The organism is Allomuricauda sp. CAU 1633, from assembly GCF_017313225.1.
Taxonomy (GTDB): domain Bacteria; phylum Bacteroidota; class Bacteroidia; order Flavobacteriales; family Flavobacteriaceae; genus Flagellimonas.
In genome coordinates this window covers 676,257-692,660 of record NZ_JAFLNE010000002.1, presented here as the reverse complement: position 1 = coordinate 692,660, position 16,404 = coordinate 676,257, and the positions used below count along the sequence as shown (strand labels likewise).

At 38.6% G+C, this 16,404-nt stretch carries 11 protein-coding genes and 1 pseudogene; 7 read left to right on the top strand and 5 right to left on the bottom strand.

The annotated features are described in order from the left end of the window. Window positions 1–5 precede the first annotated feature (5 nt). Together J0X14_RS07990 and J0X14_RS07985 are read right to left on the bottom strand one after the other, a co-directional pair. A complete protein-coding gene (locus J0X14_RS07990; RefSeq protein WP_207097229.1) occupies window positions 6–590 on the bottom strand; it encodes a BfmA/BtgA family mobilization protein in 585 nt (194 codons plus the stop codon). A 262-nt stretch (window positions 591–852) separates the two neighbouring features. Then, window positions 853–2,088 (bottom strand): site-specific integrase, encoded by a 1,236-nt coding sequence (locus J0X14_RS07985; RefSeq protein WP_207097228.1) that lies wholly within the window; start codon window positions 2,086–2,088, stop codon window positions 853–855. A 648-nt stretch (window positions 2,089–2,736) separates the two neighbouring features. On the opposite strand from J0X14_RS07985, the gene J0X14_RS07980 reads away from it, so the two are divergent. From J0X14_RS07980 to J0X14_RS07950, 7 genes and pseudogenes are all read left to right on the top strand, one after another. After that, window positions 2,737–4,128: a hypothetical protein gene (locus J0X14_RS07980; protein ID WP_207097227.1), complete on the top strand. Its 1,392-nt coding sequence runs from the start codon at window positions 2,737–2,739 to the stop codon at window positions 4,126–4,128. A gap of 109 nt (window positions 4,129–4,237) precedes the next feature. Beyond that, on the top strand, window positions 4,238–5,200 hold the full coding sequence (locus J0X14_RS07975) for an alpha/beta hydrolase family protein (RefSeq protein WP_207097226.1): 963 nt from the start codon (window positions 4,238–4,240) through the stop codon (window positions 5,198–5,200). A 62-nt stretch (window positions 5,201–5,262) separates the two neighbouring features. Further along, window positions 5,263–6,663: an amidohydrolase family protein gene (locus tag J0X14_RS07970; RefSeq protein ID WP_207097225.1), complete on the top strand. Its 1,401-nt coding sequence runs from the start codon at window positions 5,263–5,265 to the stop codon at window positions 6,661–6,663. Next, window positions 6,656–8,056 carry an amidohydrolase family protein gene (locus tag J0X14_RS07965; protein ID WP_207097224.1) on the top strand — a complete coding sequence of 467 codons (1,401 nt, stop codon included), beginning with the start codon at window positions 6,656–6,658 and terminating at the stop codon, window positions 8,054–8,056. The genes J0X14_RS07970 and J0X14_RS07965 overlap by 8 nt, the downstream gene beginning before the upstream one ends. Before the next feature lie 452 nt (window positions 8,057–8,508). Beyond that, window positions 8,509–9,624, top strand: a pseudogene (locus J0X14_RS07960) (tyrosine-type recombinase/integrase). A 147-nt stretch (window positions 9,625–9,771) separates the two neighbouring features. Continuing rightward, entirely contained in the window at window positions 9,772–10,734 is a 963-nt protein-coding gene (locus tag J0X14_RS07955; RefSeq protein ID WP_207097223.1) for an amidohydrolase family protein, read from the top strand. A gap of 280 nt (window positions 10,735–11,014) precedes the next feature. Further along, window positions 11,015–12,352, top strand: coding sequence for a serine hydrolase domain-containing protein (locus J0X14_RS07950; RefSeq protein WP_207097222.1), 1,338 nt, complete (start codon window positions 11,015–11,017; stop codon window positions 12,350–12,352). A 270-nt stretch (window positions 12,353–12,622) separates the two neighbouring features. On the opposite strand, the gene mobB is transcribed toward J0X14_RS07950, so the two are convergent. The 3 genes from mobB to J0X14_RS07935 form a co-directional block, all read right to left on the bottom strand. Beyond that, window positions 12,623–13,645: a MobB family relaxase gene (gene mobB / locus J0X14_RS07945; protein ID WP_207097221.1), complete on the bottom strand. Its 1,023-nt coding sequence runs from the start codon at window positions 13,643–13,645 to the stop codon at window positions 12,623–12,625. 5 nt (window positions 13,646–13,650) lie between these two features. Next, on the bottom strand, window positions 13,651–14,235 hold the full coding sequence (locus tag J0X14_RS07940) for a BfmA/BtgA family mobilization protein (protein WP_207097220.1): 585 nt from the start codon (window positions 14,233–14,235) through the stop codon (window positions 13,651–13,653). 262 nt (window positions 14,236–14,497) lie between these two features. Further along, window positions 14,498–15,736 carry a site-specific integrase gene (locus J0X14_RS07935; protein WP_207097219.1) on the bottom strand — a complete coding sequence of 413 codons (1,239 nt, stop codon included), beginning with the start codon at window positions 15,734–15,736 and terminating at the stop codon, window positions 14,498–14,500. Window positions 15,737–16,404: the final 668 nt, after the last annotated feature.

Below are 16,404 nucleotides of genomic sequence, written 5' to 3'. Positions count from 1 at the left end.
AAGTGTTATTTTAATTGGTATTTGAGGCTTTCAAAATCCCCGATACCCATATTGATTTTCAGATACGGCTTTCCCATCATGGGTTCCACCTTCTCAACATTTTGAAGCATTTCATTACAGTGTTTTTTATATTCTTTGAATTCTTGCAATATTCTGTCATGCTCCACTTTTGGAACAGTGTTTCTAGGCTCCAAAAAATCCATTCGCTCTTCCTGAATCTGAACAGGTTCCCGTCTCGGTTTCCTCCCATCCTTTACATAGGCCTCATATAGAATCAACATCATTTCATAGGTGGGCCGGATACTTGTCTTTTCCATGTTCTTGATAATGGCGATGAGCCTATCGATTTTTTTCATCATCTTCACTTCCAATTTTTTGATACTATCAAGAATGATCTTTGTTCCCTCCCCAAAAGGGTCAAGGTTGTTCTCCTTGAAGTATTGTATCATTCCTTCCAAGACCTCGCTATGGGAATTGTTGAACCTTTTGGAATAATTGCGAAAGCGTGTGGCCGTTTCTTTCCTTACGGTGATATTGGAATAAGCACCTGTTCTTTTCTTTATTCTACCGTTTGTGGATTGCTTTTCCATATGTGCGATTTTATTTTTTAGTGAAATTGCGTCAATTTTTTCGTCAAAAATTTCCAGTGTTTATTGGGCTTCCCAAGGGGTTTACTGTAGATTTCGGAAAATATTACTGTAGGCCCTGATTTTGCACAGTATTCCAAAATCAATTCAATCAACTGGTTTTCAACTTGTTGAAGACCCGAAAACAACCGTGATGTCGCAATTTGCGCATCACCCTCTTGCTATTCCTACGTCCCGCAAGCGGGACCGAATGAATACTACCTTATTATCCTTTGGCTACTTTTTTGGTCTGCATATGTTCTATCAGATTTTGCATGTCCTCCCCTATCTTGTGTTCCAATACCCTGGCATAGATTTGGGTAGTGGATAGTTTGGTATGACCGAGCATTTTGGAAACTGTTTCTATCGGGACTCCGTTGGAAAGGGTTACCGTGGTTGCAAAAGTGTGCCTGGCCGAATGAAAGGATATGGTTTTATAAATACCACAAGCCTTAGCAATTTCCTTTAGATATTTGTTTGTCTTTTGATTCGAGAGTACAGGTAGTATTTTAGTATCGGTCTCTGGACTGTCCCAATACTTTTCAATGATTTCTTTTGCTTTGGGCAATAAGGGCAGTTTTACACTTTCCGATGTTTTTTCCCTTTTGGTATAAATCCATTGGTTTCCATCAATACCAAGTACCAGTTGATTCTTTTCAAGTTCCCGGACATCGATATAGGATAGGCCAGTATAACAGGCGAAAAGGAATGCATCTTTGACCTTTTCATAACCTGCTCCAGTGAAGTCCGTTTGTTCAATGCGCCTAAGTTCCCTTTCCGTTAGATAACTTCGTTCAGTTTTATGAAATCTAAGCTTATAGTTTAAGAAGGGGTCTTTGTCCAACCATTCCAACTTAACGCCCAGTTTGACCATTTTCATCAAACGCTCCAAGTGTTTCATAGCCCCATTATTGGTACATTTCTTTCCCTTTTGGAGTTGTGGGCCGTTCAATAGATAGTGTTCAAAATCAGTAATGAACTTATAGTTCAATTGTTTCAATCGGATGTCGGGGAGTTTGTATTTGGATTCCAAAAAGCGAAAAAGATACTTTTTGGTCCCATAATAGTTCTTCATTGTTCCGGGGCGGAGCACACTCTTTTGTGTTTTATTATGATACTCGATAAGTTCATGCAGGGTACTATGTTGCTCGTCCTGCCCTAGATAACGGGCTTTGATTGCCTGTGCCGTGATCACCTTTTCTTCCCGCAACAATACCTTATAGGTGTCCATGATTGCAGCATAAACCTCATCAAGGTAGCTGTTCAATAAACGGGCCTTATGGGTAAGTCCATGAAGCCTTCCTCTGTTTTCGTCCCATTCATTAACCGAAACATAGCGTTTCAAACTGATTTCCGCCCTCTTCCCATTGACGGTGATACGGGCATAAATGGTCAACTTTTGGGGATTATTTGAAATGTCCCGCGTGAAGAGAAGTACTTTTAAAGTGTTGGAATTGCGCATAATACATAATTTTCGGGTTTGACAAAACAGGTTTGCAAAACACCCATGAACAGCGTCAAACGCTATCTAAATTATGCACAATGAACGTACCGAACCATTCACCGAACTCTACACCTTTTATATGGTTTTAAATGAATTCAATTGAATGCAATAAAAACAAAAAGCACTGTCAATCAGTCCGTTGACAGTGCTTTGATACCACCTATTTAGTGGTTCGTCGGGATGACTGAATCATCGACTAAATTCTATATTGTTGAAAATCATTGTTTTAACACTGCAATCTTGAAGGTATTCCCGTTAAGAACACGGAAAGCAATAAACAACTTTTGAACACAAATCTCATGTGTTTAAGTATCGACAAATATAATAATATTTATGCCATTTGTTTTCAGCTTTAAAAATTTAATGGAATACATCTTCTTGATATGAATAAATTTTGATACTTGATTCAAACCGCTTTTCTTGGAACTTCATTTCCCCTGCATATTTAAAGGTTGGGCGATTTTATATACTTTATTGATTATCAGGGACTTTTTTACCTAACTTGTGCAACAGATGCATTTTGCATCTAAGGGCTACCATTGCTTTTGCTGGCAAGTTCGCAACGCAACTAGCCATATCCACTTGGTGTTACACGACATTTGCAACATGAATAGAATTATAGTTTTATTTTCCATCATAATAGTTAATGCCTCTTTATGTGCTCAGCATAAGGTTTCCTATTTTCTAAACTATAAAACAAGCTCGAATAAGGCTGTCGTTGAAATAAATTTTGATTCATTTGCAACCAAAGATGCTAAACTGGTAATTCCAAGAAGTGCCCCGGGAACCTATATTCTGACCAACTATATGGCCTTTGTTGATAATGTTATCGGTTATACCACTACAGGAAAGCAATTATCAGGGATGATAGGGGACGGAAGCTTCTTTACATTTGGAGAAAGTAATGACCTTCTGAATAAAGTGAGTTATACCGTCGACATACAAAAAATGGAAATTGATTTATTGGATGCCTCTTCGAGTTCCAAAGCCAGAGAAGACTATCTTGGATTGTTTGGGTATTCCGCGTTCGGATTTATTGAAGGCCTTGAAAGCGAAGCAATCAAATTAACCATCAAAACCGATTCTTCATGGCTCATTTTTAGTACTCTACGGCCAGACACCAAAAGAAAATATGGGATGGATAATTATGAGGTAGAGAACTATGCCGAATTAGTTGATGCTCAGTACCTCTTAGGTGAGGGAGTCCAGGTTATTCGTGTTGAAGAAGCACATATTCCTTTATTTGTAGTGGCCTATAGTGAGAGTGAGACAATCATTGATTTAGAAGGAATTGGAAATACAGGCTTATTATCGCTGCAGAAACTGGATGATTATTTTGGGTACATTCCTATGCCTCATTACACCTTAGTTTATGAGTTTTTAACACCTATTTCAGAGAGACATGACTATGGTTTTAATATGGAACATTTAAATAGCATGACGGCGCACCGGGATATTTCAAAGGAATTTTATCCCAATAGAGATTTGGGAACCATCATACATCATATGGGACATTCGTGGGTTCCATTAAGGTCCTGGGGGGAAGGATACCGCCCATTTGCATGGCAAGTGGCGCCCCTGATAGAGACAATCTGGCTAAACGAAGGATTTATATGGTATGTTTCTTTCCAAGAAATCCTCACTAACGAGGAAAGGTTAAACTGGTGGAAGACCACCGTGGACAATGCTCCGGATTTTATTAAAACCAAATCCTTAAAGGAATTATCTCTTTTGGGTTCGACGCAATATGCCTCCGATTTTAGAATAGGGAAAAATCTTTTTTCAAGGGGAGCTTTAATGGCTTATGATTTAGATACCTATATTCAAAAACAAAGCAACGGGAAAAAATCCTTTAAAGATGCTATTCTTGGATTGCTTAGTTGGTCAAATGAAAATCAAAGAGCATTTAAATATAATGAGATTGAGTCTATAATGTCTCAGGCAACTGGTGTGGATTTGAGTCCGGTTTGGAATAAATGGCAAAATGCCCCGGAATAGGTAAAATATTATGTAACAGTACCTACAAGCCAATAGGCTAGCTTCCTCGCCTACTGAATGTAGTATTACGTTGTGCTTCATTATGACAAATTAATAAATGGTAATTCTTATGAACGAAAAAATAAAACAAGTTGCCCGAATTAAGTCATTTGTTGTTTTTTTCACTTTTCTAATAGGTTTGACTTACGGTCAGACCAATGAAAATCAACTATTAGAGCGATGGGAGTTTTCCGAAAGTGAATTGAATTCCGCCCAATCGGACTATGCAAAAGCGACAGGAATCAAGTACTATCATTTCTCTTTTTTAAGCAATAATAAAAAAGTTAACGGGTATCTGGCCGTACCGGAAAATACAACCAACAATCCGACGATTTTGTGGAATGATGGCGGAAGCGCCAAATTCTACCCTTTCACAGCAGATCAAGTACCAAGGAAATTTGGCAAGTTGGTGGAAAGCGGGTATGCAGTTATAGCCTGTAATTATAAAGACGAAAGCAATAGCGAAGTGAAAGATGAGTTTGGTGGAGAGGACGTGGACCACGTAGTTAACCTAATCAATATACTCCAAAGCTTTCCAGAAATCGATACCTCGTCGGTAGGAATGTACGGCTGGAGCCGGGGGGGAATGATGTCTTATATGACCTTGATCAGGACTGACAAGATAAAAACGGTGGTAGTAGGCGGAGCGGTTTCAGATCTGTTTTTGAACGGTCGGAACCGGCCGGAAATGGAATTGAATGTTTTTGCGGATTTGATGCCGGACTATAAGATTAGCCGTACAGCGGCACTGAACAGAAGGTCAGCCGTTAAATGGGCCGACCGATTTCCCAAAGATGTGCCCATATTGATCTTGCATGGGACATCTGATTGGCGGGTAAGAGCCGAAAACTCTCTGTTACTGGCCATGGAATTCAGTAAATACCGAGTCCCTTACCGGCTGATTCTATACGAAGGCGGGGATCATGGTATTTCGGAATACCGTGAAGAAAGGCAAATAGATGTCCTAGAATGGTTCAATCGCTTCCTGATCAGAAAAGAAAAATTACCAAATATGGAATATCACGGAGGATAATGCATGGCCTCCCATCGTCAGCCAAGACAACATATTCAGAATGTTAGCTATAATTTGAAAACATGAAAAAACCATTTTACTTTTTAATGTGTCTCGTTATTATATGCAGTTGCACACAAAATAAGCCAAGTGATGTGATTGTACTAAAAAATGCCACCATTTATAATGGAAAAGGTGACGTAATTAAAAATGGAATAATTATTATCCAAGGTGGTACAATAGTAGAGATTGGCGATAAAACCGTAAACATTCCAAAAGCAGCTGAAATAATTGATATTACTGGGCAATTTGTAACTCCTGGACTTATAGATTCTCATATTCATTTTGCTCAAACTGGATTTTTTGATGCAAGACCAAACGTAATAGATTTTAGAGACTATTTTGATTTTGACGAACTTCAAGATGATTTAAAGACCAATCCTCAATCTTATTATGATGCCTATTTACGTTCCGGTGTTACGGGGGTTTATGACGTAGGTGGGTTTTTATGGAGCATTACACGACAGAAAGATGCTGAAAACAATTATAAAGCACCTCATGTAGCTGCATCAGGACCATTACTTTCTGGTGCTGATGAAAAACGACTAGACTACTTTAATACTTCAGACGCCAAACAAATGGTGTATTTGTCATCGCCAGAAATGGGAAGGGAAACCGTAAAACAATACAGTAAACTAGGTTCCACAGGAATTAAAGTTTGGGGGGTTATGCTAAAGGACTCCTCTTTTATGAAAAGCCTACAAGCGGTTGCGGATGAAACCCATAACCAAAACAATAAACTCATTGTTCATGCCACAAGTTTAGACCAAGCAAAAGAAGCGTTACGACTTGGTGCTAAGATTCTGGTACATAGTGTTGATGATAAAGAGGTAGATGGAGAATTTATACAATTGGCCCTAAAGAATGATATTATCTACCTACCAACAATAACTGTAACTAGAGGTTATTTAGAAGCATTTAAATCCTTTAAGGAAAAACGTGATTTTGATGATGCTAATAATGCATTGGATGTTAGTGCAAAAACTTTTTTAGAAACAAGCACTGACTATTTAGATAAGCTACCAAAAGATTTTAATCTTGAAGAACGCATAAGCTTATTAAAGAATCTATGTCTTAGAACCGAACCTATAATGATGCTCAACTTGAAAAAAGTGCATGAATCTGGAATACGGGTTGCAGTGGCTACGGACGCAGGGAATCCAGGCACTTTTCATGGAATATCCATATACGATGAAATGGAAATTATGCAAAAAGCAGGAATTGAACCTAAAGATATCATTGTAATGGCTACACAAAATGGAGCCATGGCCATGGATAGAGCTGATGATTTTGGAACCTTGGAAAAAGGAAAGTTCGCTAATCTTATCATTCTAGAAAAAGACCCCGCGATTGATATTACTAACTTTCGAACAATAACCCATGTCATGAGATCCGGAGTTATTAATCCTATTCACAATGAATAAACTACCGCTCTATTGTTTTGTTATGATTCTTATGGTTGCCTGTCAACCGAAAGCAAAAGAAAAATTTGATTTACTAATTATCAACGCTTCGGTTATTGATGTTGCTGGTGGAAAGGTTTTACCTGGGAAGATCATAGGTATCAACAACGACACTATTCAATTGGTCGCCAATATGGCATCCGCAGATAGGTATGAGTCCAATCAAATTATCAATGCCAAAGAAAAGTTTGTCATGCCGGGCTTGTGGGATAATCATGTTCATTTTAGAGGTGGTGATTCCTTGATCAACGAAAATAAAGACTTATTGCCTCTATTTATTGCCCATGGTGTGACCACTGTTAGGGATATGGGAGGTGATATTTCACAAAGGGTACTGCAATGGAGAAATGAAATAAGGGAAGGTCAACTGACCGGACCCAATATTTTTACCTCAGGGCCAAAGCTTGACGGTGCCGATCCGTTTTGGGTCGGATCAATTCCAATCGGCAAGTTAGAAGATATCCTACCTGCTTTGGATTCACTGGAAGACCTAAAAGTCGATTTTGTGAAAATCTATGCCAGTTCACTATCTCCAGAACTATATTACCGTATTATAACAGCGTGCGAAAAGCGCGGTCTTAAAGTAACAGGACATATACCCTTGTCCGCAGATCATTTTAAAGCTGTTGAATTGGGCCTTGATGGTGTTGAACACCTTTTTTCTTTTCTAAGCCTTGCCTCTCCTATTGGGGATAGTTTAAGACAACAAAACCAAGGTTTTGGTATGTTCCCACAAATTCTTGAAACCTATGATGAAGATCTCGCAAGAGATGCTATTGCCAAACTGGCTTCAGAGGATTTCTATGTCACCCCAACTTTATATGTTTCACAAGTGATTATGCAACTGGACAAAATGGATCCTACTGTGGATAGCCTTTTACCGCTGATAGGACCTGGCATTCAAAAAACGTACGAAAGAAGGATAAAGCAAGCACAAAATCGTAGTCCTAAAGCAAGGCAATTGATGCTTGATATGGACACTCGGGAACGGAGCTTGGTGTTACCGATGTATCAAGCGGGTATAACTATTCTAGCTGGATCAGATTGTGGTCCATCCAATTCGTATGTTTATCCGGGGGGCGCTTTACATAGCGAATTGGCATTACTAGTTGAAACGGGACTCACGTCTAAGGAGGCTTTATCAACGTCAGTCATAAGCGGTCCAAAGTTCTTTGGACTTGAGGAATATTATGGTGGCATTGAAGTTGGCAAGGTGGCTCATATAATTATGCTCACTGAGAATCCACTAGTGAACATTGAAAATGTCGGAAGTATAGATTTGGTCTTGAAAGGAAATACTATTTATGACCGAAGTAAAATTAGTGAATTGAAAGCATCTCTAAAAACGCAATGAATACTAGAATTCGTCCTTTTTTAGATTTATTATAGCTTTATAACGTTGCGCTAGATAAAATCAAAAAAGGCCACTAACTAAGTTAGCAGTCTTTTGCTTGATGGTCGGTGGGGCAGACCTAGCCTAACACACACAATATACTGCTATTCAGTATTTTATACTCAATTCTCAAATTTTGCACACCTGATTGCACAACAAAACCATCAAAAGAACTTCGGAGATATAATTTGCTCTCTTTTAATTCCTTTAAGATACAAAAAATCGTAGAAACAATTTTATGATAGCCCGACAATGGCCGGTTCTTTCAGCGATGGTATTTGGGATGTCCAAAACTTAGAAAAACATTCATCCTTCACAAGATATGACTACTTAATATGAATTGATTTCGTAATTTGAAATATAATATTTCCAATAATTGGCGCAGCATACCCTCAAGAATCTTAAAAATTTGGATGAAAACTGTAAAACTGATTCAAGGAAAACAAAACGGTGAAAATGTTATCATCGTTAGCTTCTATGCCAATGAAACATTGGAGAACCATCTTATGCAACTAAAAGAGTTGAATAGAGACAATTCAAGTGGCAAATTTTATATTAAGGACACGGGGCAGAACTTAAGTCTTGTATTTAACCATATGTGCAAGATAAATTGCTATGTGGACTATACCGAATTAAAGCAAAAGCAAAATGATAAACCTAAAAAGAAAGTAAAACTTTATTTACCGCCCATTGATTCACTGAACAAACAAAACTTGGATAAGTTCAGGAGGTGGTTAGAGGAAAAGAGATTGAGTCCCAATACTGTGGACACCTACGTTGAGGTAACCAGTTTTTTTCTCAGGTACACCATCTTGAGAAATTCTAGAAACTACTCAAAAAGGTTGGTCGAATCCTTTAATTATGAATTCATCGTCCGTGAAGGAAAATCCATATCATATCAAAATCAATGTATAAATGGCAAAAAGAAGTATTTTTCGTTCAAGGGTATCGATATTGGTGCGTTGAACCTAAGTAGACCAAAGAAAGAGAAAAAACTTCCTGTTGTCCTGAGCAAGGCGGAGGTAAGGTCCATCATCGATGCCACCCACAACCTAAAACATAAAACACTATTGTCCCTCATCTACTCTGGAGGGCTAAGAATAGGTGAAGCTATGAATCTCAGAATCGATGATATTGACAGTAGAAGAATGTTGATACACATAAAGGGCGGAAAAGGGAAAAAATATAGATATACTTAACTTTCCGCCAGTTTTCTGAAGATTCTTCGGGAGTATTATAAACAGTTCAGGCCCAAAGAATATCTGTTTGAAGGTCAAAAAACATTAAAATATAGTGCCAGAAGCGCTCAAAGCGTTTTAAAAAAGGCTGTTATGAGTTCTGGAATACGGAAAAAGGTTACTCTTCACACGTTAAGGCATAGTTTTGCTACACATTTATTGGAAAGTGGAACCGATATCCGTTATATCCAAGAACTTTTGGGGCACAACAACCCAAAGACCACCATGATCTATACCCATGTAACCGAGAATAGTATCAAAAACATCAACAACCCATTTGATGACCTTTAATTATCTTTATATTGCATACTGAGAAGATAAAAATGGAAACTATACTGAACAATAATTTAAGAAACTTGGGCATAGCCAACCAAATTGGCGGTATATGCCCAACAAAGTTCAGTATATAATCAAGTTATGGGCAATAAATGAAAGAATATGAAACCACAAACTATTACCTTTTTAACAGTTCTTCTTTTGCTAACCTCATGCAATAACCAACAAGAGAAAAGTAACTCCACTATTAATGATGCCAATTCAACTACATACACCGGACCGATTATCGATATGCATCTCCACGCATTTCATGAGGGGCATCAAATGCTTGGTATGACTCATCCCCCAACATTACGTGGCGAAACTTTTCAGGGAGCAACATCAGCTGAAGAACTAAAAAACTTGATGCTATCCAAGTTTAAAGAGCATAATATAGTCAAGGCACTGGTAACAAATGCACAAGGATGGGTAAAGGAAGCTCCAGATATTATTATAAACGCAAAATCGTCTAGGGATATTGATGAGTTGAAAAATCAAATTGAAAATGGAAGTGTAAAGGCTATTGCTGAAATGACACCTTTTTTTGCAGGAATACTAGCTAACGACTCCTCTCAAATACCCTACTTTGAATTAGCTCAAGAGTTTGATATTCCAATTGGCTTTCACGTTTTACCAGGAGGCCCAAATTATGGATTTCACATTTTGCCCGGACAGGGTGGAATGCGTGCATACAACGCCAATCCCTTACAGCTAGAAGATGTATTGTTTAAATATCCCGACTTAAGACTTTTTATCATGCATGGTGGATGGCCCTATGTGGACGATCTTAAAGCAATGATGTATGAACACCCTAACCTGTATGTCGATATCGCTCTTATCAATTGGATTTTACCTCAAGAAGAATTGAATACCTATCTGAAATCGTTAATTAATTCTGGGTTTGGAGATAGAATTATGTATGGAAGTGATCAGATGGTATTTCCCGAACTGATTACAATTGGAATTCAATCGGTTAACAATGCTGATTTCCTAACATTAAAACAAAAGGAGGATATATTTTTTAATAATGCTGCCAAGTTCCTTCGACTAAGTGAGGAAGAAATTTCAAAACTCAAAAGCCCATAACAATGTATAAGCGGCATTGAAACGACCGCTTATTCGCTATATTTATTCCAAGTTTAACAATTAAAGGCCAGCGCGCCGCAAAGGAAAAAAGTACTTTTCCCAACTACGGCTATAGCGAATCAGCGTCTAATGGCTGCCTGTAGCTCTGGCGAGCAAGCTCGCAACACTACTCGCCATAGCCGCGTGGCCATTGGGAAAAATGCCTGTAGCTCTTGCGAGCAAGCTCGCAACACTACTCGCCATAGCCGCGTGGCCATTGTAGTTTATAAAATAGAACTAAATGAAGTCTGCTATCCAAATATTTATTTTATTGACATTGTGTTCTTGCACACAAAATCAAAAAACTGTTGAAAGTAATTCTAATGATCAAGGTTTTCCTGAAAGTGACTATATCGATTTTTCACTGGAAAAATCTAAAAAGGTACATCAAAGATTTAATGATGAAAACTGGGATGATTTTGAGTCCTGGGCGTTGCAAGGTGATGCTTCCAGATATATTTATCTTCATTTTTCTGAGTTTTGGCCACATACAATTATAAAAGCTGGTCAATACAAAAAATGTCTACCGATTCATCTTCGCGAAGATGTAGCTCAATTTCAATTTGCATTGGATAAGAAAGACTTCATCTTTAAAAATTACATAAATAATTCACCAACAAACGGTGCAATTGTAATACATAAAGGGAATATTATTTTTGAATCCTATCCACGGATGCTTCCAGATGATAAACATACTTATATGTCAATTTCAAAAATATTGGTATCTCTTTCCGTCGGAATATTAATTGATCAGGGGAAAATTAATACAGAAGACCCTGTGGAAGTATATATACCTGAGTTAAAGGGGAGTCATGCAGGAAAAATTAAAGTCATTGATTTTCTAGACATGACTTCTGGTCTCGATTGTGTTCCAAGTGAATCACATGGCGGTGATTGTTTTAAAAAATCGCTTCTTGTATGGGGGTGGCCAAATACTTCAATGGCCTTAGAAAATCCACTTGAATATTTTGCTGAAATTGCCTCACATAGACCGGCGGGCGAAGTTTTTGAATATGCCGACATTAATCCCCTTATCCTATCTGCATTAATTGAAGAAGTAAGCGGTCAAAAGTATTCAAACTTTATTGAACAAGAGATCTGGAAAAAATCTGGAGCTATGTCTGACGCAGTAATAATGAATGCAGCATTTGGCCGATCAGCGTCACCTCTTGGATTTAGCTCTACTTTGAGAGATTTAGCCCGTCTAGGGATGCTCTACACACCCTCAGGCAGAAGAAATAATAATCCTGTTGTTTCTACCAGACATCTTGAGGCAATTCAAATGGAAGGTCGACCAAAATTATTATTAGAAACTAAAAGTACTGACTGGTTTACCGATAATGATTCAAATACTAAAAACTTACTATACGGTGAGCCTATTAAGCATGAGACATACCAATGGGAATTTGTTATGGAAGATGGTGATTTTTGGAAAGCAGGTTTTGGAGGGTCTGGATTATATGTTTCTCCCAAAAAGGATTTAGTTATTGCATATTTCGGAAGTAAAGACGAAAATAACAATGAAAACAAACTACCTTTAATATCAAGGATGATCGCCAAATCTGATTTATTTAACTAGTTAAAACAAACTACAACAATAGATAAAATGAATTAAAACTCATTTTATCAAAAGCGTTGGCTTTCATTTTGAAATGAATACAGAACTGAAAAAAATAATTGAAAATCCTTGTGTAAGCTCCCCTTAAAACCGAACTGTTTCAAAATATAAGAAAAAGAACCCCAAATCCTACCCTCAACTTTTGCGCATGGATCCTATCGGGTTTTTGTAGCGATCGGGAAGATAAGCGTGAAGCAAAAACCCGGTAGGGCGCAACCTACATTTTGAATCTCAGTAGCCCATATCCTCACCCGCTCCCCTTGCCTTATTGATACCCCTTCCAAGGGCTTTGATGATTTTGACCCCTATCTGTACTTTATTGGTCGGTATACTGGGAGCTTTGATACCCATCGTTTTAAGCAATTTAAAGGCCATGTCCTTTTCCTTGGTGGGCAGTCCCATAACCTTGGCAAAGAACTTGCCCGGTTCCTTGGCATGGGCTTTTCTCCCCACATAGGAATCCATATAGTTCCTCTTGAAGCCAGTTGTCCTGTCAAAGGTCTTTTCGGCTGCTTGGTAAAAACTGTCCCGATCAAACCCTCTCTTGACCGTCTTTCCATTTAATTGAACCTCGGATGCCTTGTGCTTGGCCATTGGGGAAAGCGTATAGGTGTTCGTTATGTCCCTTCTGCTGACTATGATATGGATATGGGTCTGTGGCCCCTCTTTCTTCATCCCTGCGGCCACCAGTTGCCCGTTCTGTTTGTGGGGTGCCAATCTTTCTTGCTCTTTGATTCTTTTTTCAAGCTCTTTGACATTCCCAATGGATTCGCCCCGTTCCACTTTTCGTATCTCGTTCCTGAGCCTTGCTATTTCGCCACGGTATGGGGCATTCTCCTGTACCTGTTTATCGAAGCCCCGATAGGTGCGCTCATGCTCGATCTTGGCATAATACTTTAGGTTTTCGGCCTTAACCTCTTGGCTGCGATGGAAACTCTTGGCATAGTCCTCCATGAGCTTCCTTGTATATTCCCTAAGCAGATTTGGGTCATTGCCGATGGCCTTCAGCTCCCTTTGGTTGGGACTGACCACTATGGAGTAGAATTTTGGATCTTTCTGTCTCAGTTTGGCCGTATTGGCATCTATTTCATCGATGACCGTTTGAGGACTTACGCTGTCGTTCTCTTGGTCAAAGAATTCCTCCCTCTGTTCGGGCAACCTGTCCTCGTTTTCCTTTTCCAGATAGTCCACATAGTTCCCTACACTGGAGTTATAGGTACTGCCCATTTTCTGTGCTGAGATGATAAGGTACATGGGCGTTATCTTAATTGATGTTTCAGGCTTTCAAAATCCCCAAAGCCCATATTGATCTTTAGATATGGTTTTCCCATCATGGGTTCCACCTTTTCAACGCTGTTGAGCATTTCATTGCAGCGTTTTTTATATTCATTGAATTCTTGCAGCATTCTCTCGTGCTCCACTTTTGGAACAGTATTCCTAGGCTCCAAAAAATCCATTCGCTCTTCCTGAATTTGGATAGGTTCCCTTCTCGGTTTCCTTCCATCCTTTACATAGGCCTCGTAAAGAATGAGCATCATTTCATAGGTGGGCCGGATACTGGTCTTTTCCATGTTCTTGATAATGGCGATGAGCCTATCAAATTTTTTCATCATCTGACGCTCCAGTTTTTTGATGCTGTCAAGGATGATCTTTGTTCCCTCTCCAAAAGGGTCAAGGTTGTTCTCCTTGAAGTATTGTATCATCCCGTCCAATACTTCACTATGCGATCTGTTAAACTTTTTAGAATAACTGCGAAAGCGTGTGGCTGTTTCCTTCTTTACGGTGATATTGGAACAACCACCGCTCCCTTTCTTTGTTCTACCAATTGCTGATTGCTTTTCCATAGGTGTGATTTTGTTTTTTAGTGAAAATGCGTCAATTTTTTCGTCAAAAATTTCCAGTGTTTATTGGGCTTCCCAAAGGGTTTACTGTAGATTTCGGAAAAGTCTACTGTAGCCCCTGATTATGTGCAGTATTCCAAAATCTGTTCAATTAACTGGTTTTCAACTCGTTGAAGACCCGAAAACAACCGTGATGGCGCAATCTGCGCATCACCCTCTTGCTATTCCTACGTCCCGCAAGCGGGACAGAAGAAATACATCCTTATCATCCTTCGGCTGATCGGCTAGTTTGCATATGATTTATTAGGTTTTGCATGTCCTCACCTATCTTGTGTTCCAATACCCTGGCATAGATCTGGGTAGTGGACAATTTGGTATGGCCGAGCATCTTTGAGACAGTTTCTATAGGGACTCCATTGGACAAGGTTATCGTTGTTGCAAAAGTGTGCCTTGCTGTATGGAATGTCACTTTCTTGTAAATCTTGCAGGTTCTGCTGATTTCCTTTAAGTAATAATTGACCTTTTGATTGCTATAAACAGGCAATAGGACTTTCGCTATTCTTCTTTCGGCTGAATCTTCATATTTCTTGATGATTTCCTTTGCTTGCGGTAGTAGGGGGATTTTAAGTTTTTCGTCCGTCTTTATCCTTTTGGTAAACAACCATTCATTACCATCGATTCCTTTAATTAGGTGGTCTGGGGTCAATGCCTTGACATCGATATAGGATAGACCAGTATAGCACGAGAAAAGAAACACATCCTTACATTTCTCAACCCCATCCTTAGTGAACGTGGTTTCTTCAATCAACCTCAATTCCCGTTTTGTCAAATATTCCCGTTCGGTTTTCTCAAAACGTAGTTTATAGTTTTCAAAAGGGTCTTTCGTTATCCAATCCAACCGAACGGCCAACCTCGACATTTTCTTAAGCCGTTCCATGTGCTTCATGGCACCATTATTTGTGCATTTTGTTCGTGTAGATGGTCTGTACTTTCTAAGGTATTGTTCAAAGTCGGATATGAAACGATAGTTCAACTTTTTAAGCTTTATATCCTCAACCCCATATTCCTCTTGTAAAAATATGCCTATGCATCTTTCTGTGATGTGGTAATTCTTTCTGGTTCCCGGACGTAAAGAAGTGTGCATGGTTCCATTGTGGTAGGCAATCAATTGTTTCAATGTTTTTCCGCCCTCATCTTCCCCAAAAAATCTTGCTTTGATAGATAGTGGAGTTATTACTTTTTCTTCTGCCATCATTAATCGATGGGCCTCATGTAGTCCTGTATAAATTTGGTCTAGGTACTTGTTCAGGGAAATCACATAACTAGAAAAACCCTTGCCCCTTTTACGGTTATTGTCCCATAAATTGGCTTTTATCTCCCGATTTATGCTAAAATCGGTGCGCTCACCGTCTATGGTGATCCTGCAATAGACAATTAGGTTCTCGGATTGAACCTTGTGCTTTCTTGTAAAGAAATTGATTGTTAAACGATTGTTTTTCTGCATGTTGTAACCTTTTAGAGTGTGAATACTGTGAAAGTCAAAACACAAGAAAAATGGTTCTAAAAGTCATTTAAAGTTACAACAAGAACTGTAAGTGTTTGCTCCCGATGGGAACACGCCTGATATGATTTTAGATGGTTTTAAATGAATTCAAACGATATGCCTAAAAACACAAAACACTGAAAATCATAAGATTAACAGTGTTTTGATTTTACTTAAATAAGGTAAGTCGGGATGACTGACCCAATAAATTTTCAGTATCCAACTATAGACCAATATGTTACGCGTATTTCTTCAAAAAAGGTAACCGAATAGGTAACTTTTGACCATATCGATATACTTTCCACGCTAAATTAATACTATTTAAAGATATTTATAGGTTATTGATTTGAATTTAACAAACTTGGTAAGCACAGACCAAGTCCTGAAAAGTAGGCTATAATGAATAGCGCCACGATCATGGCAATGAACAAGGGATTATCCTTCTTTTGTGATTTTGAAGAAAATTTGCACGAGCGATGGTTGAATTTAGGATACTACCGATTAAATTTAAGAGTTCCTTCACGCTATTAAAATTCTCAATTACTTGATGAAATGATCCATGGTTCCAAGCTTTTGGAGTTCGAAAATTTACAATCATCACATACAGCCTAATACGGTTCATTTTATGA

Coding starts and splice junctions, on each gene's coding strand:
- J0X14_RS07990 (WP_207097229.1), bottom strand. CDS start 590: ATGGAAAAGCAATCCACAAACGGTAGAATAAAGAAAAGAACAGGTGCT.
- J0X14_RS07985 (WP_207097228.1), bottom strand. CDS start 2,088: ATGCGCAATTCCAACACTTTAAAAGTACTTCTCTTCACGCGGGACATT.
- J0X14_RS07980 (WP_207097227.1), top strand. CDS start 2,737: ATGAATAGAATTATAGTTTTATTTTCCATCATAATAGTTAATGCCTCT.
- J0X14_RS07975 (WP_207097226.1), top strand. CDS start 4,238: ATGAACGAAAAAATAAAACAAGTTGCCCGAATTAAGTCATTTGTTGTT.
- J0X14_RS07970 (WP_207097225.1), top strand. CDS start 5,263: ATGAAAAAACCATTTTACTTTTTAATGTGTCTCGTTATTATATGCAGT.
- J0X14_RS07965 (WP_207097224.1), top strand. CDS start 6,656: ATGAATAAACTACCGCTCTATTGTTTTGTTATGATTCTTATGGTTGCC.
- J0X14_RS07955 (WP_207097223.1), top strand. CDS start 9,772: ATGAAACCACAAACTATTACCTTTTTAACAGTTCTTCTTTTGCTAACC.
- J0X14_RS07950 (WP_207097222.1), top strand. CDS start 11,015: ATGAAGTCTGCTATCCAAATATTTATTTTATTGACATTGTGTTCTTGC.
- mobB (WP_207097221.1), bottom strand. CDS start 13,645: ATGTACCTTATCATCTCAGCACAGAAAATGGGCAGTACCTATAACTCC.
- J0X14_RS07940 (WP_207097220.1), bottom strand. CDS start 14,235: ATGGAAAAGCAATCAGCAATTGGTAGAACAAAGAAAGGGAGCGGTGGT.
- J0X14_RS07935 (WP_207097219.1), bottom strand. CDS start 15,736: ATGCAGAAAAACAATCGTTTAACAATCAATTTCTTTACAAGAAAGCAC.